Source organism: Salinivibrio sp. IB643 (genome assembly GCF_001996105.1).
Classification (GTDB): Bacteria; Pseudomonadota; Gammaproteobacteria; order Enterobacterales; family Vibrionaceae; genus Salinivibrio; species Salinivibrio costicola.
The window spans coordinates 49,763-76,024 of the sequence record NZ_MUFF01000011.1; the positions used below are offsets into that span (position 1 = coordinate 49,763).

At 48.8% G+C, this 26,262-nt stretch carries 26 protein-coding genes; 11 read left to right on the forward strand and 15 right to left on the reverse strand.

Annotated features, from left to right (window positions below; genetic code table 11):
- Positions 1-227: 227 nt before the first annotated feature.
- Genes BZG77_RS07185 through BZG77_RS07195 form a run of 3 tightly spaced genes read right to left on the reverse strand, consistent with a single transcriptional unit; the run spans position 228 to position 2,889 of the window.
- A complete protein-coding gene (locus BZG77_RS07185) occupies positions 228-1,004 on the reverse strand; it encodes a heme ABC transporter ATP-binding protein (protein ID WP_158011423.1) in 777 nt (258 codons plus the stop codon).
- Complete coding sequence (locus tag BZG77_RS07190) at positions 1,004-2,038, reverse strand: FecCD family ABC transporter permease (protein WP_077646729.1); 1,035 nt, start codon at positions 2,036-2,038, stop codon at positions 1,004-1,006. The genes BZG77_RS07185 and BZG77_RS07190 overlap by 1 nt, the downstream gene beginning before the upstream one ends.
- 2 nt (positions 2,039-2,040) lie before the next feature.
- Positions 2,041-2,889: a heme/hemin ABC transporter substrate-binding protein gene (locus BZG77_RS07195; protein ID WP_077646730.1), complete on the reverse strand. Its 849-nt coding sequence runs from the start codon at positions 2,887-2,889 to the stop codon at positions 2,041-2,043.
- A 209-nt stretch (positions 2,890-3,098) separates the two neighbouring features.
- Here BZG77_RS07195 and BZG77_RS07200 point away from each other — a divergent pair, with 209 nt between their 5' ends.
- From BZG77_RS07200 to BZG77_RS07220, 5 genes are all read left to right on the forward strand, one after another.
- The gene (locus BZG77_RS07200) at positions 3,099-5,174 is read left to right on the forward strand and encodes a TonB-dependent hemoglobin/transferrin/lactoferrin family receptor (protein WP_077646731.1); all 2,076 of its coding nucleotides are present in this window, start codon (positions 3,099-3,101) and stop codon (positions 5,172-5,174) included.
- 95 nt (positions 5,175-5,269) lie between these two features.
- Positions 5,270-5,806, forward strand: coding sequence for a heme utilization cystosolic carrier protein HutX (hutX, locus tag BZG77_RS07205; RefSeq protein ID WP_077646732.1), 537 nt, complete (start codon positions 5,270-5,272; stop codon positions 5,804-5,806).
- Positions 5,807-5,808: 2 nt separating this feature from the next.
- Positions 5,809-6,378, forward strand: a complete 570-nt coding sequence (gene hutZ / locus BZG77_RS07210; RefSeq protein ID WP_077646733.1) for a heme utilization protein HutZ — start codon at positions 5,809-5,811, stop codon at positions 6,376-6,378.
- A gap of 137 nt (positions 6,379-6,515) precedes the next feature.
- Positions 6,516-6,986: a DUF2947 domain-containing protein gene (locus BZG77_RS07215; protein WP_077461145.1), complete on the forward strand. Its 471-nt coding sequence runs from the start codon at positions 6,516-6,518 to the stop codon at positions 6,984-6,986.
- Between the two features lie 83 nt (positions 6,987-7,069).
- The gene (locus BZG77_RS07220) at positions 7,070-7,513 is read left to right on the forward strand and encodes a hypothetical protein (protein WP_077646734.1); all 444 of its coding nucleotides are present in this window, start codon (positions 7,070-7,072) and stop codon (positions 7,511-7,513) included.
- A 47-nt stretch (positions 7,514-7,560) separates the two neighbouring features.
- Here the strand turns inward: BZG77_RS07220 and panP are convergent, their stop codons facing one another.
- The 7 genes from panP to ugpB form a co-directional block, all read right to left on the reverse strand.
- Positions 7,561-9,207 (reverse strand): pyridoxal-dependent aspartate 1-decarboxylase PanP, encoded by a 1,647-nt coding sequence (gene panP / locus BZG77_RS07225; RefSeq protein ID WP_077646735.1) that lies wholly within the window; start codon positions 9,205-9,207, stop codon positions 7,561-7,563.
- 220 nt (positions 9,208-9,427) lie between these two features.
- Positions 9,428-9,949 (reverse strand): hypothetical protein, encoded by a 522-nt coding sequence (locus BZG77_RS07230; protein WP_077646736.1) that lies wholly within the window; start codon positions 9,947-9,949, stop codon positions 9,428-9,430.
- A gap of 249 nt (positions 9,950-10,198) precedes the next feature.
- A complete protein-coding gene (locus tag BZG77_RS07235; RefSeq protein ID WP_077646737.1) occupies positions 10,199-10,996 on the reverse strand; it encodes an HAD family hydrolase in 798 nt (265 codons plus the stop codon).
- A 32-nt stretch (positions 10,997-11,028) separates the two neighbouring features.
- Positions 11,029-12,132 carry a sn-glycerol-3-phosphate import ATP-binding protein UgpC gene (locus BZG77_RS07240; RefSeq protein WP_077646738.1) on the reverse strand — a complete coding sequence of 368 codons (1,104 nt, stop codon included), beginning with the start codon at positions 12,130-12,132 and terminating at the stop codon, positions 11,029-11,031.
- Positions 12,133-12,981, reverse strand: a complete 849-nt coding sequence (gene ugpE, locus BZG77_RS07245) for a sn-glycerol-3-phosphate ABC transporter permease UgpE (protein ID WP_077461149.1) — start codon at positions 12,979-12,981, stop codon at positions 12,133-12,135. It abuts the gene before it with no gap.
- On the reverse strand, positions 12,981-13,862 hold the full coding sequence (gene ugpA / locus BZG77_RS07250) for a sn-glycerol-3-phosphate ABC transporter permease UgpA (protein ID WP_077646739.1): 882 nt from the start codon (positions 13,860-13,862) through the stop codon (positions 12,981-12,983). The genes ugpE and ugpA overlap by 1 nt, the downstream gene beginning before the upstream one ends.
- A 57-nt stretch (positions 13,863-13,919) precedes the next feature.
- Positions 13,920-15,224: a sn-glycerol-3-phosphate ABC transporter substrate-binding protein UgpB gene (ugpB, locus tag BZG77_RS07255; protein ID WP_077646740.1), complete on the reverse strand. Its 1,305-nt coding sequence runs from the start codon at positions 15,222-15,224 to the stop codon at positions 13,920-13,922.
- Positions 15,225-15,501: 277 nt separating this feature from the next.
- Between ugpB and BZG77_RS07260 the strand changes: the two genes are divergently transcribed.
- Together BZG77_RS07260 and BZG77_RS07265 are read left to right on the forward strand one after the other, a co-directional pair.
- Positions 15,502-16,269 carry a glycerophosphodiester phosphodiesterase family protein gene (locus tag BZG77_RS07260; protein ID WP_077646741.1) on the forward strand — a complete coding sequence of 256 codons (768 nt, stop codon included), beginning with the start codon at positions 15,502-15,504 and terminating at the stop codon, positions 16,267-16,269.
- A gap of 46 nt (positions 16,270-16,315) precedes the next feature.
- On the forward strand, positions 16,316-17,056 hold the full coding sequence (locus tag BZG77_RS07265; RefSeq protein ID WP_077646747.1) for a DeoR/GlpR family DNA-binding transcription regulator: 741 nt from the start codon (positions 16,316-16,318) through the stop codon (positions 17,054-17,056).
- 28 nt (positions 17,057-17,084) lie between these two features.
- Here the strand turns inward: BZG77_RS07265 and BZG77_RS07270 are convergent, their stop codons facing one another.
- The 5 genes from BZG77_RS07270 to BZG77_RS07285 form a co-directional block, all read right to left on the reverse strand.
- Positions 17,085-18,350, reverse strand: a complete 1,266-nt coding sequence (locus BZG77_RS07270) for an ABC transporter substrate-binding protein (protein ID WP_077646742.1) — start codon at positions 18,348-18,350, stop codon at positions 17,085-17,087.
- The gene (locus BZG77_RS07275; RefSeq protein ID WP_077646743.1) at positions 18,350-19,798 is read right to left on the reverse strand and encodes an ATP-binding protein; all 1,449 of its coding nucleotides are present in this window, start codon (positions 19,796-19,798) and stop codon (positions 18,350-18,352) included. The genes BZG77_RS07270 and BZG77_RS07275 overlap by 1 nt, the downstream gene beginning before the upstream one ends.
- On the reverse strand, positions 19,788-20,507 hold the full coding sequence (locus BZG77_RS07280) for a response regulator (RefSeq protein WP_021023747.1): 720 nt from the start codon (positions 20,505-20,507) through the stop codon (positions 19,788-19,790). Before BZG77_RS07280 ends, BZG77_RS07275 begins: the two co-directional genes overlap by 11 nt.
- A gap of 195 nt (positions 20,508-20,702) precedes the next feature.
- A complete protein-coding gene (locus BZG77_RS14700; RefSeq protein WP_021023748.1) occupies positions 20,703-20,804 on the reverse strand; it encodes a MetS family NSS transporter small subunit in 102 nt (33 codons plus the stop codon).
- Positions 20,801-22,288: a sodium-dependent transporter gene (locus BZG77_RS07285; RefSeq protein ID WP_077461155.1), complete on the reverse strand. Its 1,488-nt coding sequence runs from the start codon at positions 22,286-22,288 to the stop codon at positions 20,801-20,803. The genes BZG77_RS14700 and BZG77_RS07285 overlap by 4 nt, the downstream gene beginning before the upstream one ends.
- A gap of 798 nt (positions 22,289-23,086) precedes the next feature.
- On the opposite strand from BZG77_RS07285, the gene BZG77_RS07290 reads away from it, so the two are divergent.
- From BZG77_RS07290 to BZG77_RS07305, 4 genes are all read left to right on the forward strand, one after another.
- Positions 23,087-24,361 (forward strand): patatin-like phospholipase family protein, encoded by a 1,275-nt coding sequence (locus BZG77_RS07290; RefSeq protein WP_241844120.1) that lies wholly within the window; start codon positions 23,087-23,089, stop codon positions 24,359-24,361.
- A 4-nt stretch (positions 24,362-24,365) separates the two neighbouring features.
- Positions 24,366-24,923, forward strand: coding sequence for a sugar O-acetyltransferase (locus BZG77_RS07295; protein WP_077646744.1), 558 nt, complete (start codon positions 24,366-24,368; stop codon positions 24,921-24,923).
- A gap of 141 nt (positions 24,924-25,064) precedes the next feature.
- Positions 25,065-25,670: a GTP cyclohydrolase II gene (locus tag BZG77_RS07300; RefSeq protein ID WP_021023753.1), complete on the forward strand. Its 606-nt coding sequence runs from the start codon at positions 25,065-25,067 to the stop codon at positions 25,668-25,670.
- Positions 25,671-25,775: 105 nt separating this feature from the next.
- Positions 25,776-26,237, forward strand: coding sequence for a methyltransferase family protein (locus tag BZG77_RS07305; RefSeq protein ID WP_077646745.1), 462 nt, complete (start codon positions 25,776-25,778; stop codon positions 26,235-26,237).
- Positions 26,238-26,262 lie beyond the last annotated feature (25 nt).

Here is a 26,262-nt window from a genome sequence, read left to right on the forward strand (position 1 = left end):
CAATCCCGGCCCATCAGACGGTTGCGAAGGTAACGAATCCGATTTCATCCATTCTCATAGCTAATCGGTTGCGGTCTCAGTTTACTTAGGTTGCCGCCTAGTCGCAATTGGTCTGATGAGCGAACGATCATCAACAGACGGTTTTGTGACCCAGCTAGGCGGTTATCAATGCAAAAGTCTCATGGCGACGCTGGCAAGATCCCACCTTGATAGCAATAACTCAGGCACTAGGTCACGATCAATGGGCAGGCATGCTCTGGGTGCTCAATGACCTTAAGCGGATAATGATAAATCTTTGCGACCTGTTCACTCTCAAAACATTGCCATGGGGTACCCGTTAATACCATCTCTCCTTGTTTGAGAAAATACAGGCGATCCGCGTAGCGACTGGCAAGATTGAGGTCATGCAGCACCAAGACCACTGTCATCCCTTGATCGGCAAGCGATCGACAGCGTTGTAGCGTGTAATGCTGATGGGTAATATCGAGCGCCGATGTAGGCTCATCAAGTAGCATGATGGCCCGCGTTGGATCGGTTTGGATTAACTGCAAAGCAATGCGTGCCATATGGACTCGCTGTTTTTCACCGCCTGACAATATAGGATAAGGCCGGTTAGCAAGGTGGGTGATATCCCACTGCTGTAACTGCTCATCGGCGAGGGCGGCAATTTGCGCCTGATTCGCTTGTAACGGTGTCGCCCCCATTTGAACCACTTCTTTGACCGTAAACGCAAAGGTTAAGCCACTACTTTGGGGAAGAAAGGCGACCTGTTTAGCAAAGCGCTCACCATGCCATGCGGCTTTAGGCATGGCCCAAAAATCAACCTGGCCTGATGGATGACTGTCACTCATCACTTGTTTGAGTAAGGTGCTTTTCCCCGCGCCATTTGGCCCGAGCAACACATGTAATTGGCCTGCAGCAAAGGAAACATTGATGCGATTAAGTAGTTGGCGTCCGTTAAGCGAGTAACTTAAATCACGAACATTGAGGGCAATATCAGACATTAATGCACCACTGCTTGTCGTTGTTGGATCAAAAGCCATAAAAAGAAGGGTGCCCCCATAAGTGCGGTGATGATCCCCACTGGCAGCTCTGCCGGCGCAACAATGATTCGTGCGATAATATCAGCAAGCGTCAATAAAAGGGCGCCCAATATCGCCGATAAAGGGATCAGGGTGCGATGATCTGGCCCAGCCAATATGCGGCCAATATGCGGTACAACCAAGCCAATAAAGCCAATTAATCCTGCGGCACTGACCGACACGCCCATCCCAGCGGCTGTTGCAATGATCAATAAGCGCTTTAGGCGATGAACATTGATGCCAAGATACGCAGCTTCGTTCTCGCCAAGTAATAAGGCGTTGATATGCGGAGCGCAGCGATAGGCAAAAAGCGTGAGGGTAACGGCTGCAACGCCCGTTAACGCGATGAGTCCCCACGATGCGCCAGTGAGCGATCCCATTGACCACAAGGCGATATCACGCAATGTTTGGTTATCAGCAACGTAATTGATTAACCCGAGCGCCGCACCCGACAAGGCACTAATGGCAATACCGGCTAACAACATCACGGTAACCGATGTTCCCATCGATGTTGTGCCAATACGATAAACAAACAAGGTGGCGACCAGCGCACCCAAAAAGGCAAATAGCGGCACCGAGAGGGTAAAACCGACGTTAAGGCTGCCCCAGGATAACAGCAACAATCCCAACGCGCCGCCTAAAGACGCCCCTCCAGAGACCCCAATGATCCCCGGATCCGCAAGCGGATTGCGAAATAGCCCTTGCATTAATGCGCCAGATACTGCCAGAAGTGCGCCAACGAACAAACACAATAAGGTGCGTGGTAAGCGGACCTGTTGCACGATGGTCAAGATATGCGGTGCGACATCACTTTGCCAAGGGCTCAAGCTTTGTAAACTGACGAGCCACCCAAGTTGCCACTGTCCCACGGCTATCGACATCACAGTGACGATGAACAAAACAGTGATCAACACAGGGAAGAGCCGCTGATGCGTTTCACGAAAGTAAGCGTGCATTACTATTGGTTTCCGGTTAAATGGGTTTGAATGCGCAGGGCCTCATCAAGAGTATTCAGACTTAATCCACCCACTAATACACGGCCATCCACAGCGATGATGCGATTGTTTTTATACGCTCGTGTGCTTGATAGCAACGGGACGGCGTTTGCCAGCCCTTGCATACCACCAAGCTGATCGAGTGAGCGTTGCATGACCAAAATAAAGTCAGGATTAAAGCCAAGCAGCGCCTCGGGTGAAAGTGGCTTATAGCTGGTGACGGATTCAGCCGCAGGGTTCGTGGCACCGAGCAATTCAATCAAGGTATTTGGAGTGGTATCCGCGCCGGCGACACTGGCAGGTCGTCCCTGGTGAACCAAGAGAAAAAGACCGTTGAGCGTGGATGTGTTTGATGCTGACGCTCGGGTTTCTAGCTTGGCTAATTGGTCATCCATGGCGTTGATCAATGGTTCGGCATTCGCTTGTGTCGCCGTTAACTCCGCCAAGGTATGAATACGTTGCTTGAGGGCAGCGACCGTCGAGGTACTCGATAACGTGACCACCTGGACCCCGGCATCACGGAGTGTTGATAACACCGGTGCTGGGCCCATTTCTTCTGAACCAATTAAAAGATTGGGGGATAGCGAAAGTACACCTTCCGCCGCGAGCTGGCGATGATAGCCCACGCTCGGCATGTCTTTCTCTTGTAATTGGCTGGTGGCATCAATACCAACAATTTGTGATTGCGCGCCAAGCTCAACGAGCAAGTCAGTCACACTGGCGCCCGCACTGACGATGCGTGGCGAGGCATGAATCGATAGAGATATGAGGGTACTGAACAGAGCTATCACTCTTACTGCGGCGGTGGCCATGTTAAATCCTTATTTTCGCTTTATCAGTGGCTTATTGGTCAAAGGTAATGCAGTGTCACTAGCAGTGATTTATCGTTCACTGCATATTTGTAATCATTAGTTACATGACTAATTAAGATCAATTATCGTTTACATTGCTTTTCTCGATCAATACAATCTTGCAAAAATAATGATGATTCTCATTTGTAGTTGAACCAGAGAGCACTGAAATGACATTGAAAAAGGATATTTTGATACCACGTCCGAGCCACCTAAACCTCGCTATCGGACTTGCGCTTGGCACATTAAGCCTCATTTCACCTGTCATGGCCGCCGATGGCGGGCAACAAAATGGTGACCAAACGGAAACGGTGTCTGTGTATGCCAGTCGTATGGACGCGCAAAAAGCGAATCGCGCTGTTGCCGTCAGCACGGTGTCACAAGAAGAGATTGAGAAAAGACAAGGAAGTAACGTCACGGATGTAATTCGGCACTTACCCAATGTCTCTGTGCTGGGCGGTGGGCGCGATGCCGCTCAGTCTGTGACTATTCGTGGATTAAGCAGCGAAAACGGCCGCGTGGTGCAGCTTGTTGATGGTGCACGTCAGAATTTTTCTGTTGGTCACCGCTCCAGTCTATTTATTGATCCTGAGTTACTCCGCTCGGTAGAGGTGGTCCGTGGCCCTTCCAGTACCTTGTGGGGCTCCGGGGCCTTGGGGGGCGTATTTGCCCAAAACACCAAATCAGCCAGCGATTTTCTTTCCGGTGATCAGGCCGTAGGTGGTTACCTTAAACAAGGTTTTCATAGTAACGATAATGCCTCACGCACCAGCGGCGCGGTGTTTGGACGCACAGAGACGGTTGATTGGCTGGTACAAAGCTACTATCACGATAGTGATGATAACCAATTAGGCAATGGCGAAACCTTGTCTTATTCAGCCGAGAGAGAAAAAGGCGGGTTGGCGAAAGTGACATTCACGCCGTCTTTAGACCATCAATGGACGTTGACTGCTCGTCAAGGCAAGCGTGACGCCATGGTGCCATATAACCCTTCGGAGTTAGCGATCTCAAGCAAGTCGCCTCGCACGTATCGTCAAGTGGATGATCAAAGCTTGTCAGTCGCCTATAACTACAACCCAAGTCAGTCGTGGGTAGATTTGGATGCGCGTCTGTATTGGAATGATACCGAGGTCAATGAACATCGCGTTGAGAAGGGTGAATTTGACAATAACCAGATGCAAACTCTGGGCCTATCTTTGTCCAACCGGTCAAACCTTGAAAACCTCACGCTCACCACTGGGTTGGATGCCTATCAAGATAACTTTGAGACAGTACGAGACGCCAGTGGCTCGATGTTTGGTCGCCCAGATAACCAAGACGCCGAAGCACAAAGTATCGGTCTGTTTAGCCATGTTGATCTCCCTATAGGGCAAACATGGAACTGGCAAGCGGGAGTCCGCTTTGACGCCTATGACGCGAAAGATAAGCGACCCAGCTCGACGATTGGTGACCATGATGATACGGCGTGGTCGCCTTCCACCGCATTAACTTGGCAGGCCACTGAGCAGCTGGCACTCACGGCCAGTTATCGTGAGGCGTTCCGGGCACCGAGCTTAGAAGAAATGTATGCCAGTGGTACACATTTTGGAATGAATCAGTTTGTGCCCAACCCAGATTTGAAGCCGGAAGAGAGCGCCAATAAAGAGCTAAGCATGACCTATACGTTTGTGCCAAATACGTATGTAGATCAAGGTTATATTGATGCCAGAGTCTTTCGCAATGATGTCGATAACTTTATCGAGCAATCAATTAAGTACGGCCCATCAGGCCCAAAAGGTCAAGGATTTGATGGTACTACGGTCAAGACTAACTTGCCCGAAGCTAAACTCCAAGGCATTGAGTTAAGCCTTCATCACCAGCTAGGCGGCTTTACCAGCGACTTGAGCTACAGCCAAACCGAAGGGAAAGACAAAAGCACAGGCACGTATATTAATAACATCCCAGCGCATAAATGGGTTGCTGAAACGCATTATGCACTGGCGACCTTACCAGTCTCCCTTGGTGGGCGGGTCTCGCACTACGCTGAACAGGATCAAACCGATACCAGTGAGCGCGGTGTGCAAGATCACTATGACGGCTACACCTTGTGGGATGTGTATGCAAGCTATAGCCCTAATGGCGCCTGGGATGGCGTGAAGTTTGATTTAGCGATCGATAACTTAACCGACGAGCAATATACCCAAGCTTGGGCGCAAGTGGCTTCACCAGGGCGCGATATCAAATTTAATGTTCGTTACCAATTTTAGCTCGTTACCAACTTTAACGACTCGTACAAAGGGCAGGTGAACGCCTGCCCACACTGATAGAACCTATCACAATAAAAATAGGCTGGGAGTGATCAATGACAACCACTACGTTAACGGAACAGGTCAGCGCGCTACTGACCGAGAATGCCTCGATGCTGCCTGCCGATATGGCAGCAACGCTAGGTGTGAGTGAGGGAGAAGTGGTACGCGCTATGCCAGCGGACTATCAAACTTGGGTCGATGGGCAACATGCTGAAACCGTGCTCATGCAGGTGGCCGAATGGGACGGTCCTGTGACGGCGATTGTGCATTCCGGCGGCTCGATCTTTGAAGTAAAAGCGCCGTTCCCCAAAGGAAAAATCGCTTACGGCTATTACAACTTAATGGGTAAGCCCGGCGAAATGCATGGCCACTTAAAATTAGAACGCATGGCGGGCATTGCTTTTGTCAGCAAACCCTTTCGCGGCAAGACAACCCATTACATCGGCTTTTTTACCGAACAAGGCGATTCGATTTTTAAGATCTATCTCGGGCGTGATGAAAAACGTCAGCTTCTCGACAATCAGATTGATGCCTTTAACCAACTAAAAACGCAGTTAGCGACCTCACAACAAACAGAGCTGGAGCAATAGTTATGGATCAAGCGACTAAACAACAACGGCTACAAAACCGCCTTGGCCCTGAAATTAAAGAATTTCGTGAAAACTGTCGGACGTTACAATTGGCGACCGTAGACGAACAAGGTAAACCTAATGTCAGTTATGCGCCCTTTATTCAGCGTGAAGATGGCTTTTATATCCTCATTAGTGAAATTGCCCGTCACGCACGCAACCTGCAAGAAAACCCAAACCTGTCATTGATGATGATCGAAGATGAAGGGAGCGCGAAACAGATTTTTGCTCGTCAACGTCTTAGTTTTGATGCACGAGCTGAAATGGTGGAACGTAACACCGCGACTTGGCAAGCCGGTATTGATGCATTGAAAGCGCGGTTTGGCGACATTATCGATAACTTGAGTGGCTTAGAAGACTTTCGCCTCTTCCGTCTGGCGCCAGAAAATGGCCTGTATGTGAAAGGATTTGGCCAAGCGTTTCAGGTTGGCAGTGACGACTTTGTTGATATGGTGCACCTTGATCAAGGCCACCGTAAAATCGGCGAAGACAATGACATTAAAACTACCGATGAGCTCGTCATTAACGGCTAATCGAGTTGATGAAGGGAGAGACGGCAATGTGTTTCGCATTGCCGTTTTCTCTTTATTATCGGTATTGGGTTTGGTAACAACCTCGCTGCAATTATGGTAAAGTGAACGCCATTACCAAGCCGATAACCACGAGCAGCATGAATTACATCCCATTATCTGACTACAAAAGAAAGTGGATTTTCACCCATCAATCTCTCCCTATCCCAGAGCAAGATCTTGCTGAGATTAAACCCATGACAGAGACGCGTGCGGCGCAGTTGTGGCAAGAATTTATCAGTAAAGACAGCCCAACCCCGGATCATTTTGGTAAGCAAGATTGGCCCACCCATCAAAACGTTTGGACTCAACGGCTGGTCTGGCAACATGCGTGGGACAACGATGATGATCTGCCTGAAGACTTTGTGTCCAATTTTCCTTGGGAAGACAATATTACGGTCTACTTTTGTTACGATAAGCATAACATCGTCGAAACTCGCTGGGGCGTGTTCAAGCAATATTGGAAAAACTTTCTATTCTATGATGACAAACCCATCTTGATTGGTCGTCGTCGCAAAGAGGTTGCGATGTTTGAGCAATCAGGTGAAGTGGTGATCGGTCAACGTGACTAACGTTCAAGTCATCAACGACGTGGCCGTTAATAGAAGGATAAACCGCATATCCAAACCATAGCGTCATCGTATAGGGATCAGAGATGATAAAAATAATCGCTGCCGTGTGTTTGTCGGTCTTACTGGTTGGGTGCTCGTTACCTCATATGTCGGATCTGTGGCGCAATTACAGCACCATTGGCTTAAACGAAGCATTACGGGGAGCCGAGCAAGATCTGATTCATTGTCGCTATGATAAAACGCTGGATACGGCGCAGCGATACACAGTGGTTGGAACCGCGCGAGAAAAAGCGCGTGCGTTCGAATTAATGGGGATCGCGTATAGCGAGCAAGAAAACACTGCTGAATTTGATCATACCTTGCAACGCTTTTTGTTTTCAGAGCCAGGGCGCGCAATGACAGCGCCACAGGTGCAAATACAATGGCAACAAGCCCAGCTGGACATTGAGCATCAGCGTGAGACGGCGCTAAGCCAGACGCACTGTTTGCAGTCAACCAATATACCCAAAACAGGACCGCTCAAATAATTAGGCAGCCACTGAATGTGACTGCCTGCGCACGCCGCAATGTTTAGCTAGCTCTTTAGAATACTGTCTGCCAAGGTGATCAGTCGCGGATAAGCGAACTCACTTTCTTGCGCAATCGCAGCTTGTTCAACTAACACCTCGTGCAGAATCTCTTGTGTGGTAAGTGGGTTAGCAAGTACCACCCTAAACACTGTGGTCGTCCGCCGCTGCCACTGCTCTGGCGTGAGACGCGTCCGTGAGACGAACGTTTGACCTGATTCACGCTGGCGTTTTTGCACAAATTTAGTCAGATCATTGAGCAAGTTATGAATCAAATCGACTTGCTCTTCATTAGCCACCGCAAGGGCCGCTTGCACACGAGCGGGAACAAATCGATAGGTCAATAAACAAAGCTCTGGCTCTGAGATCAGCTCAAAATCCGGGTGTTGGCTAATCATCTTGGCAAACGCAGCTGCTTTATCGATACTTTGATCAATCAACAGCTCATAGCCACGGCGAGAAATAATATTCATACAGGCAAATACCAACATCGCCATACCGCTGCGAGAGCCTTCAAGCGTATGACTTCCGAGGTCTTTTGCCCCTTTACGGAGAATATACTCGGCGTGGTGCTCGATGGATGCGACCACGGAAGGATCTTTAAACAGCACCATACCGGCGCCCATAGGGACATACAGCTGTTTATGGGCGTCAATGGTCACCGAATCAGCACGCTCAATACCGGCCAGCTTATGGCGCTGGTTATTCGACATTAACGTGGCACCACCCCAGGCGGCATCCACGTGAAAATGAATGCCTTCTCGCTCAGCAATATCAGCTAACGCATTGAGTGGATCGATACTGCCGGTTTCTGTCGTGCCAGCGACACCCACGATGGCCACCGGTTTGATATTATCGCGATTCAGTTGCGTAATAGTGTCTTCGAGTGCATCAATGCAAATGCGATTTTTGTTATCTGCGGGCACGGAGATCAATTGGTCGCGGCCAATTCCTAGCACATCGGCGGCTTTTCCCAATGAATAGTGGCCCCGTTCAGACACTAAAATGGCCAAATCGCGATAACCATAGTGACGCRTTGCACCAAACAAGCCTGCTTTGTTAATGCCAGGAAATTCACCATCAGGCTTAAGGACGTTATTTCTCGCCACCCATAGCGCGGTAATGTTGGCGACTGTTCCCCCCGAGCAGAATGCGCCCAGCGAGTGGTTAGCGCTGTGCATCCAGCTTTGATAAAAGGCATCATCTTGCTGATAAATCAGATTATGCAGCATGCCAAGTACTTGGCGCTCGAGCGGAGTAAACGCTTTCGAGGTTTCGATCTTGACCGTATTCTGGTTAAGGCCAATCATAATTTTTGATAACGGCATTAAAAAATACGGCAGGGCAGAGGTCATGTGGCCAATAAATCGCGGCGAGGCGGTGTGAACGGACTGGGCGACCAATTTATCGAGTAAAAACTGCGTGTGATCCGACACGAAAGCAGGATCGTCAGGAATTGTGGGATTACTAAAATCACTTTCGATATCTGCCAGCGAACGCTCGGTAGCCGTAATGTGATTTTGTAAAAATCGATTAAGATTCTGCGAGATTTCTTGCTCAATTTGACTGAGCGTTGAGTCTGGCGCTTCGGGGACAGTGAAAATCCGGTGTAAGGTTTCGGGCGTCGCGTCCGCGGCTTTATTATGTATGGCCATGACGTTCTTCTTTTATCTGCTTAGCTGTTCAAACGGTGAAAACCCTGATCAAACAAAGGCTATGCACACGATCACTTGCTGAAAAATGGCCACAACATAGCAAAAAAATGCGCGGCAATCAGGCTTTTTTATCGTTTGATGACAGCAAAAGCCGCATAAGCAACGAATATGATGACGGTCAGAGCCGACAACTGCCGGCTCATTGTTGATTGATGCAGACTTACTGACATTGACGATCGTTAATGCTTACCATCTGATCGTTATATTGGTTCAATGGTTTGTCGATTTCTTTAGGGTGGCTGAGAAGGTCGGCGAGGGCACTACGTAGCGCATAGTTACCTTCCATTGACTCTCCTTGACGAAAAGCAAACACGTCTTTCGCCAGTGACGACGGCGGCAGTGAGCTTTGCGACAGGATTTTAACATCTTCTTGCGAGAGCATTAGCCATGATTCAACCGGCGCATCGAGATTGAGCTTGGCGCTGTCATTATTTAAATAATAGTCAAAAGCTTGTGCGTTCAGATTAAAGTGGTTGGTGCGGCCGCGTAAAAACCAGTCGGCTACCTCATCCAAAGAGGCGTCTTTTTCAACGGTCATCTCCACTAATGCTTGATACCAGTTAATTGATGCATCAACGTAGTCATGGTATTTGGCTGAATAACAGTCTGCGTTTTCTACCGGTGCCGCGTGTGACATCATCGGCAACAAGGCTGCGACCAGTGCAAGGGCATAGCGTTTCATAGCATTTTCCTAATCGTTATCGTGTTTGCGCTTAATAATTATACGCACTAACCATGCGAGGTGCGCAAACAGTGAGGTTTGGGCATCATTATCATGATAAAACGCCCACATTGTAGAACGACCTACCGACAAAGTTAAATAACACATTGATATAAAAAGCCCTGTAGCAGAAAAGCTGTGAAGCTGCCCTCAGTTAGTCGTTACCCTCAGTTAGGCGTTGCCCTCAGTGAGGAAAGTAAAAAAATCGGCTTAGCGCACTAATGATAACCAGCAGGATGCAAATTCAGCGAAGCCCAGCCCGCCTGGTGCCTCTGTGATCCAGGTGGGTGGGGTATCGAGTGCAGCAAGGTGGGGGGCAATATTGGCGACCCCAACACTGAGCGGAAAGTAGGCAAACATGTCGTTATCGTTGCGTGAGTCACCAATAAAGGCAACCTGTTGAGGGGCGGCCTTTTCTGTGACACCGTAACGCAAAAGCCAATCCAGCGTCGCTTGTTGTTTATTATGGGTACCCAACCATGCGTTAATATGAATAGAGCTAGCCGTTGCTTTGGCACCATATGCGTGGAGTGCCCCAAGCAATGCATCGACTTCAGATTGTGGCGCACGACGGGTATGCTGACCAATATCAATGGCCACTTCACAGTGACGGTAGGCTTGATCGGCGCTGAGGGTACGATTTGGATACTGCTCGAGTAAGTGATCAATCCAATCGCGCAGCCCGGGTTGTGCTTGCTGGGCGGTGTAGCTGATTTTTGTCTGTCGTCGGCCATCTTCATGCCACATCACCACGCCACCATTTTCACCGATGACCGCATCGACAGGCCAAGCGTTAATGATGTGATCACACCAACCTGCACAGGCCCCTGTCACGGGTACTACTCGGATCCCCGCGTCACGCAACTCGGTTAATGCCTTCAGTGTTTGCCACGGAAGTGCCCCTTGCCACGTCAAGGTGTCATCAACATCGGTAAACAGCCACTGAACATCGCGCCAGCGTTCGGCGTGTTGATGTATCGATGACAAAGGCAAACACTGAATTGGCATGACGCTATGCTCCTAAAGTATGCTCCTAAAGATTAAATCGCCACAACCCGCTCATCGCTAAGCGCTTTCACATCAATCGTCAGCCGTTTACCGCTTTCAGCCGCAAAGACATGCAAATTGTGCGGGTCAATCGCTAACGGTAGTTGATCGCCCTCTATCACTTTACTATGGCCTTCTAAGCGCAAGGTGATCAGACTATCCGTGTCCGCGATGTGACCATAGACCAACAAATCGGCCCCTAACGCCTCCGTTAAGGTCACCGATAGCGTAAATTGCGCCTGGTCGTTAGGGACGATTTTTAAATGTTCAGGCCGTAGCCCAATACACACCGATGATGCGGTTGTGCCCTGGCAATAAGCCAGTGCGTGATGACCGATAGATAGGGTGTGATTGTGGATTTGTCCGTCGACGATGTTCATCGCCGGGGAGCCAATAAAGGTGGCCACAAAGAGGCTTGCGGGCGCATCATAGACTTCCAGCGGTGTACCAATTTGCTCGACGTTGCCGCCATTTAACACCACTAACCGGTCGGCAAGCGTCATCGCCTCAACCTGATCGTGGGTGACATAGACCGCTGTCGTCTTGAGTTTTCGTTGCAGGCTTTTTATTTCCAAACGCATCTGAACACGTAGCTTAGCATCCAGGTTGGATAAGGGTTCATCAAACAAGAACACCTTGGGACGACGAACAATTGCACGGCCCATTGCCACGCGCTGACGTTGGCCACCAGACAGTTGATTGGGGCGTCTATCTAGCAAGTGATCAAGCTCCAACATGGTCGCGACTTCGTTGACTAATGTTTCAATCTCCGCTTTTGGGGTGCCGCGGTTTCTCAATCCGTAAGCCATGTTATTAAATACACTCATGTGCGGGTAAAGCGCATAATTTTGAAACACCATCGCGATATTACGCTCACCCGGCTCCAGATCATTTACTCGCTTGTTGTCGATAATTAAGTCGCCATCCGAGATAGCCTCCAGGCCCGCAATCATGCGTAGTAATGTGGATTTACCACAGCCACTTGGGCCGACCAAGACAATCATCTCGCCGTCTTGTACGGCCAAGTCGACACCATGAATCGCTTTGAACCCATTCGGATAGGTTTTTTGAAGTTGATCGAGGGTTACCGTTGCCATTTACTTCTCCGTCTCCACTAAGCCTTTAACAAATAGTTTTTGCATGCCCAAAACCACCAATACAGGCGGTAGCATTGCCATTAATGTGGTTGCCATGACGCGGTTCCATTCCACTTCACCGTCGCCAACAGACAACATGCGCTGAATACTCATCACGATGGTGTAATACTCGTCATCCGTGGTGATCAGAATGGGCCATAAATACTGGTTCCACCCATAGATAAAAGTGATCACAAACAGCGCGGCAATATTGGTGCGCGATAAGGGCAATAAAATATCTTTAAAAAATTTAAACGGACCTGCACCGTCCATGCGGGCGGCTTCCAGCATTTCCCCCGGCACGGTCATAAAGAACTGCCGGAATAAAAAGGTCGCGGTGGCGCTGGCGATCAGTGGAATCGTTAGGCCCGACATGGAATTCAACATATTGAGGTCGGCAATGACTTGGAATGTCGGCATAATACGTACTTCAACGGGAAGCATTAAGGTCATAAAAATGATCCAAAATGCCAGCATGCGGCCAGGAAAACGGAAATAGACCACCGCATAGGCCGACAAAATTGAAATAACCAGTTTGCCGATGGATATGCCCATCGCCATTAAAAATGAATTCCATAACATGCCTGCTACGGTGATATTTAACTCACGCGATGTCCCTTCGGTGAGTACCTCTGTAAACACAGATAAGCCTTTGTCACCAAACCATAATGGGGTAACACCACTCACAAACGCGCTGCTATCATGAGTGGCGGCGGTGAGCGCAAGCCACACGGGCAACGCAACAGAGGCCACACCCAGAATCAACACCAGATGCGAGAACACAGTAAGCCAAGGGCGACGTTCAACCATTAGTAGGCCACCTTCTTTTCAACATATTTAAACTGAATCACGGTTAATGCACCGACCAAGATCATCAGCACCACCGACTGGGCCGCGGATGAGCCCATATCGAGCCCAACAAAACCATCGGCGTAAACTTTATAAACCAGCGTGGTTGTCGATTGACCTGGCCCGCCTTGGGTCATGGCGTGAATAACGCCGAACGTTTCGAAGAAGGCGTATACCAAGTTAACAACCAAGAGAAAGAATGACGTGGGTGACAGCAGCGGGAAAATAATGGTTACAAACCGTTTCCCCGGTCCAGCCCCGTCAATCGCGGCCGCTTCAATCAATGATCGTGGGATCGACTGTAACCCGGCAAGAAAGAACAAAAAGTTATAGCTGATCTGCTTCCAGGTGGCGGCAATAATGACCATGGTCATGGCATCCCCAGAATGAATAAAGGGATTCCAATCGAGCCCAATGGCTTCAAGCGCATGGGCCAGTACACCCACGGTGGGGTTGAACATAAATAGCCAGAGCACCCCAGCGACAGCGGGAGCAACCGCATAAGGCCAAACCAATAAGGTTTTATAGCCCGTCGCGCCTTTGATCACACGATCGGCCATCACCGCGAGCACTAATGCCGAGAGAAGAGCAATAGCGGCGACTGAAAAACTAAAAAACAGTGTAGTGAAAAAGCTACTGTAATAGCTTGTATCACCAATGAGTGCGATAAAATTGTCAGCACCGACGAACTCGGTACTGAGCCCAAAAGGATCTTCAAGTAGCATCGACTGCCAGACCGCTTGTGCTGCTGGCCAAATAAAGAAAACAAACGTAATGAGCAGTTGCGGTGCGAGTAATAAAATGGGAAACGCACTGTGGTTAAATGTGGGTTTATTGGACATAGACTTTCTCAATAAAAAGAGCGGGCTCAGCGCACCGCTCCATAATACAAGGCGTAATTATTTGTTTGCTTTAGCAAACTTAGCGAGCAATCCGTTCGAACGTTCAACGGCCTCATCCAACGCTTCTTGCGCTGACTTATCACCCGACCAGACAGTTTCAAGCTCTTCGTTGATCACATCGCGAATTTGCACGAAGTTACCCAAACGAATACCTTTCGATGCAGGGGTGGGCTCCACTTCTGTCATCTGATTAATCGCGACATCTGTCCCCGGGTTCTTAGCGTAAAAGCCTTGCTTTTTACTTAGCTCATACGCACCGTGAGTGATCGGCAGATAGCCAGTAAATTGGTGCCAATCAGCTTGGATCTCTGGTTTTGACAAGAACGAGAAGAACTGAGCAACCCCCTTGTACTCTTCTGATTCATGACCTTGCAGAACCCAAAGCGTGGCGCCGCCAATAATCGTATTTCTTGGCTGCTCAACGGCTTTATCCCAGTAAGGCAGCTTGGCAACACCAAACTCAAAGTCTTTCACGCTCTCACGCACGCCCGCATAGGACGCTGAAGAGTTCATATACATGGCACACTCGCCACTATAAAAAAGTGGTGCACTGTCAGAGCGACGGCCGCCATACTCAAAGATCCCAGCTTGTTGCCAGTCTGCCATTTTGGCAATGTGATCAACGAAAGGTGATTGGTTAATCAGCATTTCGTTATCCACACTGCTAAAGCCGTTATCATTAGTGGCAATCGGGCTATTATGACGTGCGCCGAGGTTTTCGATTTGTACCCAAGACTGCCAGCCGGTGGTGAAGCCACACTGGGTACCATTGGCGAGAAGCTTTTCTGATACTTGCTCGACCTCTTCCCAAGTCTTAGGTGGTGTCACTCCCGCTTTGGCGAACAAATCTTTGTTGTAATAAAGCACCGGTGTTGAGCTGTTAAACGGCATAGACAACATGTTGCCATTTTCGTCTGAGTAGTAGCCGGTCACAGAAGAGAGATAATCAGACTGGTCGAACGGTACTTTGGCGTCTTGCATTAACTCATACACTGGGTAAATGGCGCCTTTTGCAGACATCATGGTCGCCGTGCCCACCTCAAACACTTGCACGATATGAGGTTGTTTGTTGGCGCGGAAGGCAGAGACCGCCCCCGTCATGGTTTCGGTATAGTTGCCCTTATAAACGGGCTTCACTGTGTAGTCGTCCTGACTGGCATTGAACTTCTCGGCCATTTCATTCACTTTTTCACCGAGATTTCCGCCCATTGCGTGCCACCATTCAATTTCGGTTGCAGCGTTGGCGGAAAACGAGGCCAACAACAAGGCCGAAGAAAGCGCGGTTAAGCGTTGGGTTTTCATGCGTCACTCCTTTTGAGGATGGGGTAATGTTCATCTGGCAACTTAATGAACAAAAATGAACATAATATGAACCTCACCGAAAAGGGAGATGACAATTGTATGACTTTTGACCGCGATCTCGTTGGCCGTGAAAAAAATGTTAATTAAAGCGTGTTTTATCAATGAAAAGCATGAAATCAAAGGTAATGGCAATGTAATAAATTTGTCACCTTTAACGGGGAGAAATGAAGTCCTGGTTGGCTTACAATAGATTTATTTAAGATAAAGAGATGTTCATATGAAAATCGAGCCCGAAAAGTCAGTTTTATCATCTACTCCGGTATCACCTGATAAATTATGTGGTCACCGGGGCGTCGCCGCTCAAGCGCCTGAAAATACGTTAGCGTCGATCGCCCGCGTGCGTGAACTCGGCTTAAGTTGGGTGGAAGTGGATGTGCAATTAACTCAAGACGGCATTCCTGTAGTCTTTCATGATCAAACGTTATCCCGGTGCACGAATGGGAAAGGGGCGTTGAAAGACACCGCCTTAGTCGATTTACAGCAATTGGATGCGGGAAGCCACTTTTCAGCTGATTTTGCTCAACAACGAGTGCCGACATTAGCGGCCGTATTGGCACAAGTTCATCACGATGAGCTGCACCTTAACCTTGAGATAAAAACCTATGCCGATACCGATATTGCTGCATTATGCGACGCGGTATTTGATTGTTTATCGACAAGCTCTGTGAATGAGCGGCAGATCTTAATCTCGTCTTTCTCTTTGGATGCGTTGCGGTATTGTCGCGATCAAAAACCGAGCCTCGCCCGGGCGATCTTATGGGAAACCATCCCTGATAATTGGCATGAGTTTAGCGATTTAGCCACACTTAGCATTCACTGCAACTATCGCCACCTCACCCAAGAGAAAGCAAAATCCGTTAAAGATTCAGGTTTAGCATTGAAGTGTTACACCCCTAACGATCCGCACGCCGTGGCACCTTTATGGGAGTGGGGAGTGGACATGATGATCACCGACGCCCCTGAGCGTTATTTATCGATAAGTTGATATCGACAAATTGAAAAACAAGGAGGGAGTGTTGGTGACTAACGATTTGGGATTAAACTGGCGACAGCGAGATATTCTCAGCCAATTAGCCGATGTCGAACATTTAGAAACTGACCACTTGGCCGCGCATTTTTCCGTGACTACGCAGACTATCCGTCGCGATATTAATCAGCTTTGTGCGTTGGGGCTCGCCCGTCGTCATCATGGTGGGATCAATATGCCCTCCGCACAGGCAAACAGTGACTATCAGCGCCGGCTTGAACGCCATCGTGGGATTAAAACTGCGATTGCGCAGGCTGTCGCCGAGCGTATTCCTGACGGGGCCACCGTGATGTTGGGCATTGGCACGACCGTCTCGGCGATTGCCGAACAGCTACTCACCCGACGTGATCTTCGGGTGATAACCAACAACGTACAAATCGCCCACATTCTCGGCGCTAATTCTGACCTGGAAATTTGGCTGGCCGGCGGAAAGTTACGGGCCAACGATCAAGATATGGTGGGCCATTCGGTGATTCAGTTTTTATCCCGCTTTCAAGCCGATATTGCCATTATTGGTTGTGCGGCGGTGAGTGAAGAAGGGTGGGCCTGCGAGTTTTCCCCGGATGAAGCCGATGTCAGTGACACCATGTTGGAAGCCGCCACCGCGCGTTGGCTGGTGGCTGATGGTTCAAAATGGCAGCGCAGTGCGCCGGTGAAAGTGAAAACGCTCAAGCAATTTGACTATGTGTTCACCGATCACACTGAGCTTGCCAGTGACATAGCCTTTGTTCCTTGTGCGTTTTAATCATGGCGAGTTAGACCGCAAGGTATGATCATGCTTGCGCCGATAAGATCGCCCGATAGAGTGCTTCTGCGGCCTCACGCGGGGTTTGCTTCGGGTCGTAGAAAAACTCGTCAATCACATCAAAAATGGCACTTTGCACATAGCGTGTGGTCGACAGTCCATGTGACATACTCGGGCTTAAGGTGCCGTGTTCTTGCGCATAAAGAAACGCATCGCGCGATGCGTGGGCGCAATGATCATCCTCAGGCAATGGCACATCAAATCGAATCGGCAAAGAGCCTTTATAACGATTAAAATCGCGTTGAAATTGCGGTGTCAATAAATACGACGCGATAGCCGCCTGGCTTTGCCGCTCGTTTTCATTGTTGGGTTTAAAAAACACAAAGCTGTCGACGTTATAGCTAAACGCGTGTTTAGTGCCAGGGACGGCAACACAGGTAAACGCCTTGCCTTCTTGCTGATTAGCTGCGAAAAACTCACCTTTCGCCCAATCTCCCATTACTTGCATGCCTGCCTGATTATTAATCAGCAGCTGCGTGGTATCGCTCCAGTTTCGGCCTTGACCCTTGTCATCGACATATTTGCGCATTTTGGCGAGTAAACGGAACGCTTCAATGACGCCGTCACTCAGTAATGCGTTGCGTTCGAAATTAAGAAACGCCCGCTGATAAAGTTGTGGTCCCATGACGGACAGGGCCAAGCTGTCAAACAGCGTCGCCACTTGCCAGGGCTCTCCGCCCAGGGCAAGGGGAACATAGCCTGCCTGCTTCAGTTTATCTGCCGCAGTAAAAAAGCTATCAAAGTCGGTCGGGATGTCAGCATCCGCGGCCTCAAACGCACGTAAGTTAATCCATAGCCAATTTACTCGGTGGATATTAATGGGCGCGGCGACGTAATTGCCTTGATACTGCATCACATCTCGAAGTGGCGCAGGGATCTTGGCTTCCCACTGCTCGGCATCAGCAATATTATTAAGATTACGCAAAAAACCGAGTCTCGCCCACTCCGTGATCTCTGGGCCTTTGATTTGTGCGGCCAAAGGTGGATTGCCACTAATCGCACGAATTCTCAGTGTATTCATCGCACTGATCCCAGCGCGACCTCCTACCGCAAAATCTTGCCATTGATAGCCTTGTCGCTCCATGCCCTGACGTAATACCGAGGCGGCTTTGGCCTCTCCGGCTGAGGTCCACCAGTGAAGCACTTCAACCTTGCTTGCAGCGGCGCTAACGCTGTAGGCTACCAAACTGTACGCAAGCAGCGCACCCGATAAAAATCGTGTTGTTCGACGCATTATTCTTCTACCCGCGGGAAACTGATATCAACTTGTAATCCACCCTCACGATGATTACTGAGCACCATATCACCACCATGGGCATGAATGATATCTCTGGCGATCCCAAGGCCTAAGCCCGAGCCGTCACTGTCATCATGCAAGCGCACATAGGGATCGAACACTGACGTGAGTGCTTCTTCTGGAATACCAGGGCCTTCATCGATCAAGGTGATATCTAAGGTGTGCGTCGCGTCCATCACATAAATGGTTACTTTTTCGCCATACTTAACCCCGTTATCAATTAAATTGGATAGGCAACGTTTAAACGCGAGCGGTTTACAGGTAAATAGCGGCACGGCATCGCTTTCAATCTGCACCCGCATTCTGGTTTGGTTGTGGGGTTCAACAATCATCGCTAAAAAGTCGATCACATCAATCGCGGCCATATTCTCGTGAATATCGGTATCACGCACGGTTTGAACCGCGCCTTTCACCATCATTTCAAGATCGTCCAAGTCTTTATTTAATTTTGCCGTTTGTACCTCATCGTCGATCAGCTCCGCGCGCAGGCGTAACCGCGTAATAGGGGTTTTTAAATCATGCGACATCGAGCGAAAAAGGGTTTCCCGCTCGCGTAGATGGCGTTGTAAGCGTCGTTGCATCCGGTTGAAAGCTCGGGTCACAATCGCAATTTCAGCCGCGCCTTCTTCTTTAAGCGGGGGTTGCTCAATGTCAGTACTGAATAAATTAGCGGCCTTTGCTAATCGCTTTAGCGGCCGAGCTTGTTGACGAATTAAGATGTAGGTAAAAAATAGCAGCAAAGCGGTAATGACCACGATAAAGACCACTTGATCGGCGGTGATCAGCGTATCGTCGAGGGTCACATAGGGCGCAGGAAGTAGGGCAGCGATATAAACCCATTCACCGGTTTTAAGCTCCATTTGCACCACCAGAATAGGTGGATTGAGTGGCTCTAAGCTTAAGGTGTGATGTGCCCAAGACTTGGGTAAATCTTGCAACAAAATATCGTTATTCAGCACCCGCAATGTTTCAGGGCGAGAAAAATCAACCTCGATGGTGTTTAACGCCGGCAGTTGTTGATGCAGAATGCCTGATACGGTATCGATAGCAACCTGTTTGGCTTGCGTGTCTTCGATCGGCGTGATGTGAATTTTTTCTTTATTGAATGAAACAAAAAACCGCGTGCCACCCATATTACGCAACTGATTCAATGCGACATGACGATACGCCACGGGTAAAGACTGAAAAAAGGTGGTGGTCGATGCAAACATGTTGGCTAAACTCGCCGATGCGGATTCTAATCCCTCTAGCTGGGTTCGCTTCGACTGAGTATACCAGATTGATGTCGCAATCCCTTGTGCCAACACCACCGATAGTAGCGTTAACAGCAGTGTTCTGGAAAGCAGAGAGCGTGGGATCAGTTTTTCGAGCCATTCATGATTCATACTGGATCTCGGCAACAAACATATAACCTGCACCACGTACCGTTTTAATTAGGTTCGCTTTACTGGTATCGCGTAAGCGTTGACGCAGACGGCTGACTTGAACATCAATACCACGCTCTTGCGCTTGGGCATCTCGCCCGCGTGTTGCCTGACTAATGGCGTTACGATCCAATAGCTGGTGTGGGTGATCGATAAAGAGCATGAGCAGTGCATAGTCAGAGGCAGACAGCTCGATTTCCATCCCAGTGACAACATGATGCAGCTGCTGCGTAGCTGGCTCAAGACGCCACTGACCAAAGCGGATTGCTTTTGGGCGTGACAAGGTTGTTTCTTGTAACTGTTGAGTACGGCGCAGTAACGCGCGAATACGTGCAATCAGTTGGCGAGGGCTAAAGGGTTTTGCAATGTAATCATCCGCGCCCAACTCAAGTCCGACAATTTGATCCGTCTCGTCCGACACCGCCGTGAGCATAATGATGGGGACACCCGAGTCTTTGCGGATACGTTTACACAAGGTAAAGCCGTCATCACCCGGAAGCATGACGTCTAAAAGAATTAAGTCGGGATACTGCACGGCCAGCTTAGATTGCATCTCATGACCATTTTGCGCGGTGACTACGTCATAACCGGCTTTCGCCAGATAAGCCTGAAGAAGTTCACGAATCTCAACATCATCATCCACCACCAAGATGCGTTTGGCTGAAGCCATAGTGCTTTTATCCTCGTTGCTATTTTGATCGGCCCATTATCGGTGCTTTGTGGCTAAGATGCTAGAAACAACTCCGCAGTTTGTGTAATTAATCAGCGACTAACAAAAAGCCCCCAAGCGATATCGAGCTTGAGGGCTGTTAGGCGTGTTTGTGTTGTCAAAACAGCGCCTACTTGCAGCAGGCGCTTCACATGTTTATTCACTATTACTTTGCATCGCTTTACGAATACACAGAGCGGCACCGCCCCATGTTACCGCTAAACCGATAAGCATCATTACGATTGCACCTGTTGTCATGCGTCTGTCTCCATATCACGAGCGGGTGTGGTTGTGCTGTTAACAATAATGCCAACAACCAGCATGGCTGCCACCAAGCCCCATCCGAGAGTTAGTAGCTCGAACTGCGCATAGCCACCATAACCGTCGTTAAAGGTATCAATCAGGTTTTTCACCAAGATCACGGCCAGCATAATCGGGCTGATAAAGCGGATACAAATTTCCATCCACTGCCCCACATTAAATTCAGATACGCGATTCACGTATTGGCGGATGTCAGACAGTTTCACTAGCCAACCTACGACAATTAGCTCAAGCAAGCAGCTGGTTAACAATGCAACGTTGTTGACAAAGTAGTCGACTAAATCAAGCAGCAACAAGCCACCGTTGGTAGCAAACGCCATTGAGACCACAAAGCCGACACCACAAACCGCGATTGCCGCTTTTTGACGTGTGACATTCAACTTATCCATGATCGATGATGTAACCGCCTCGATGATCGAGATATGCGAGCTTAAGCCTGCCACCACCAGCGCTAAGAAGAACAAGGGACCCAAAATATAAGGGATAGGCAACAGATTAATTGCGGCTGGCAAAGTGACAAAGGCCAAGCCGACACCGCCGCTGACGACGTCAGTGATGCCCTTACTCTGTTCGGCGGCCATGTAGCCGAGAATAGAGAAGATCAACACACCCGCGACAATCGAAAAGCCGCAGTTAATCAACACCGTCATTAAGGCGTTATTATTCACATCCGATTTCTCAGGTAAATAGCTTGAGTAAGCGAGCATGATGGCAAAGCCGACAGAGAGAGTGAAGAAAATCTGCCCGTAAGCAGCGGACCAAACACTGGCATCTGTCAGTTTGCTAAAGTCTGGCGAAAACAAGTAGTTAAGCCCATCAAGCGCGCCCGGTAACATCACCACACGGCCAATTAGCAGCAGCACCATGATAAACAACAGTGGCATCATGATTTTGCTCGCCTTTTCGATCCCGCCTTTTACGCCACGGAATACGGCAGCAAACGTGATTGCCCACGCAATGATCATCGGAATCGCAATATGCCATTGCCAATCACCCAAGTTAGTGGGCGAGTTTTCACCCAGCTTTAGGTAATCTGAAAAGAAGAAGGCGTTGGTATCTGTGCCCCAATCTTGTCCAAATGAGAAGCCAAAGTACGAAATGGCCCAACCAATGACCGCGACGTAGTAGATCCCAATCGTTGCAGCAATCAAGACTTGGAACCAACCGAGCCACTCAAACTTGGTGTTGAGTTTTGAGAAAACCACGGGCGATGAGCCACGTAATTTTTTCCCTAAACCAAACTCCATGATCATAAATGGAATACCGGCAGTGAGCATGGCGAAAAGGTAAGGGATAAAAAAGGCACCGCCACCGTTCTCATACGCCATATAGGGGAATCGCCAAATATTCCCTAGGCCGACTGCTGACCCAACAGCAGCGAGGATAAACCCAGCCCGTGAGCCCCATTGTTCTCTTTGCATATCTACTTACTCCTTTGCGAATTGCCCTTCTTGCGCTTATCCAAGCCCGCAGTGTTGTGATGCTGCGTTTTTTGGCCGATATGAAAGAAATAGCACATTCCCGCAATATTGATTTTTAACGTCCTGTTGCCCGAATGTTGATTTTTTTATCTAAAGCGGGCAGTCATTGCACATTAAGCACAGCAAGAGACTAAATCAATAGCCTTAAAACCAACAAGTTAGCAAAAAGATGGGGGTTAACCTGCAATAATGACGCTTTGACAGTTGTTGATGATAAAATTTTGTTGTTCTCTAGTGAAAAGAACTATCTTTTTTGTCAATAGGTGGTGATTCATGGTTATTTGGTGGTGCATGTTAATTGACGAAAAAAACAGCATTAACAAGCGCTTTTATTGTGCCACAGCGTGATGAAACATGATCCTGATAGCAGAATTGCAGCCCATAAAGGCGCACACTTAAGCAGGTTTTATACTGTTGGTGAGCTAATTAGCGAACCAGCTAACCCGGTAACAAAATTAAAAACGTAAACAGTAAGGATTCAGGCGATGAACACTACATTGGGCTACGCGTTAATCACCGCAGGTTGTGCGCTAGGCATGATATTTACCTTCGCTGCGGTGGCAGTGATGGGGTAAAAGTGAACAATGTAGATAAGTGTCAGGTTAGATGCTTACTGAAACACGCTCACTCATCCTTAACGGGGTAAGCGCTAGCGCAGCGTTATACGACGCGTTAGACTATGCGGCATCGTTCAATAAAAACAGATGCATAACGTGAGTGTGCTCGTAAGGGGCGAGTGTGGTAGACAGCAAGCAAGCCGTACAACCTAAGATGTTTGCGGCCGATACGCAGGCTATCGGTTTAAATAAGAGCCAGCCTTCGCGACCGCAAAGAATTTCCTTGGTCCTGCAAGGCGGTGGGCAGCGCGGTATTTTTACGGCGGGTGTCATCGACGCATTTTTGACTCGCCACTTTGATCCGTTCGAGCACTATTATGGTACGTCCGCTGGGGCGCTCAATATGAGCGCGTATGTCTGCCAACAATACCAATATGGCTACCGATTTATTACCCAGCTGACGACCCAAGAACGCTTCTTCCACTTAATGAAGTATGTGCGGCGTCAGCATCATATGGATCTTGATTGGGCACTAGAGACCGCGCTACCCGGAAAAGAGACGGCATTGGACATGGAGACGGCACGTCGTCACCTGCAAAATCGATATGCTTATGCGTGTGCAACCGATGTCGATATCTTGAAACCTGCCTTTTTCTCGCTAACAGAAGATAATTGGCCTGATGCGCTTAAGGCAACCTGTGCCATTCCACTGTTGTATCCACACCCGGTTAATATCAACGAACACCGGTACGTCGATGGTGGCGTAACTGCGGCAATCCCGGCGAAAGAAGCGTTTGCGCGCGGCGCGGATATCATTGTGGTGATCCGTACAGAGCCTGATGTAGAACAGGATAAATGCGTCGATGATAGCGGTCGCTTTCTTGAAACACTGCGAGCACGATTTGAAACCCACAAACCCCAATTTAAAATCGCGGATTACCTCACTAACTTTGAAGAAAAATATCGACTAACGCGGTTTGAAACCTTTCAAAAAGAGCTGAGTAAGCAGTTAGGAGAGTTATCGGAACGCTATAAGTCGAGCCGAGAGCAGTGGGTCAGTCGAGTGAAAGACAGTATGAGAGAGAAGGCAATGGAAAATGGCGGACGCTGGCTGTTCGGTGGTGACACCATTTATCGGCTACAATCGCTATCGGGTAAGCCACTCAGTACCGACATGCTGAAAATGTTCACCACCCACTATCAAAGCTATCAAAGTGAGCTACAGTTTTTGGCCAACCCACCTGCGCGTGCGCAAGTGCTACAAATTGCGCCGAATGAGCCGCTGCAAAGCAGTGCGTTGTTAAGCAAATCTGAAGCCTTGGAGGCGGATTATCAATTGGGCCTAACATTGGGCAATCAGTTTCTAGATCAATATGGCGATGCGCTGGTGGCCTTGTCATCGGTCGATAACTCAGGGTTTGAGTCAACCTCGGCTCCCATGCCGCATCAAGGATAGGTGGATGACGGAATTTGAAAAAATGCAGCGAGGCTTGCCGTATTGTCCTGCCGATGAGGAACTGACGTTGTTTCGGTATGCGGCGCGCCGACTGTGCCAACAATTTAATCGACTGGATCCAGAGGATGCCTCCAGCTTAAATGTGGTCACCACTAAACTGTTTGCGCATGTCGGTGACAACGTCGAAATCGATGCGCCCTTCTTTTGTCATTACGGTATGAACATTAGTATCGGCAGCAATGTCAGTGTCGGGCCCAATTGCACGATTCTAGATGGCGCGCATGTCAGCGTTGGCGATAATGTCAGCATTGGCCCGAACGTTGGGATCTATACCACCCGCCATCGCGTATTACCGCTAGATATTGCCCGTGGTGAGTGTGAGTCTTCTCAAGATGTGATTATTGGTAACAACGTCATTATTGAAGGCAATACGGTGATTAAAGCGGGTATTGCAATCGGTGAGGGGGTCGTGATTGAAGCAGGATCTGTCGTGGATACAGACATTGAGCCTTTCTCTATTGTCGCGGGTAATCCTGCCGTTGTAGTGCGCCGGTTACAATAAGCACACTCAATATCTGAATATATAATGTTATAACATAACCCTTTTGTGTTATATTATAACATCTTCTCATTGGCATCCGATCGTGGGTGTAGTAATGTTAGCGCCCTGAATCGGGTATCAGCAGTAAGAGATAAACGCATAATGGTTAAAGTTAGGGCCCGAGTGCCGTTGAAAGTCGGGGTGGGAAGCGAGATCCCCGCAGAGATCCTTTCCTTCCATGGATTACAATCCGAACAAGAGCACGTCGCGCTGATCTTTAAGCAGGCCGATCACACGGCTAATCCACCGCTAGTACGTATGCACTCTGAGTGCCTAACCGGCGATGTCTTTCACTCCTCACGCTGTGATTGCGGCGAACAACTAGAAGAAACTATCCATAAAATGGGTGAAGATGGCGGGATTATTTTGTACCTCCGTCAAGAAGGACGAGGCATTGGTCTGTACAATAAGTTAGACGCCTATAAGTTACAAAGCGAAGGCATGACAACTTACGAAGCCAACAATCATCTTGGCTTTGCTGACGATCTGCGAGAGTTTACCGAAGCGGCGCAAATGCTCAAAGCGCTTAATATTGATTGCATCCGCTTAGTGACCAATAACCCGAAAAAAATCGAAGAATTACAAGCCGCAGGTATCACCTTAAAAGAAGTGATTGGCACCAAAGCCCACCTTAAAGATGGCAACCGTAATTATCTGAAAGCCAAGATTGAACACGGTAAGCATCGTCTCAATCTTGAGCAAGACTGAATATTAAGCGTTAACGCCTCGTCATTTGGCAAAAAGGCAGTGACAGTGGCTGCCTTTTTTGGTTAGAGTTTCGCTATTATATCAGTCATCACTCAAGGACGAGTTATGCGTATACCGGCTTGGCGTTATCTCTTTCCTCCTTTACCTCCCGTTGCCATGTTAGCGGCAATTGGCGGCGGGCTTGCATTAACGTATTACTTTCCTTTTGATATTAAGCTAGGCAGCCCCAGCTGGGCGATTGCACCGTTTGTCGTTGCCTTAGGGCTATTGCTGGCGGCAAAATGGGCGTTTCATCGTCATCACACCACTGTCGATCCGCTACAAGCTCCCTCCGCGCTGGTCACTACAGGCATCTACGCTTATAGCCGTAACCCAATGTACTTGGCGATGATATTGATCATTGTTGCCGCCGGGTTCTMCTTTAATGCGCTATGGTGTTGGGGGATGATCCCTACTTTTATGGCTTACTTGTCTGCCACATTTATTCCTGCCGAAGAGTACCGCTTGTTGAGYCAATGGCCCGATGAATTTGAAGCCTACAAAGCACAGGTGCGTCGCTGGATTTAGGATTAGATAAACTAATCTTTAATAT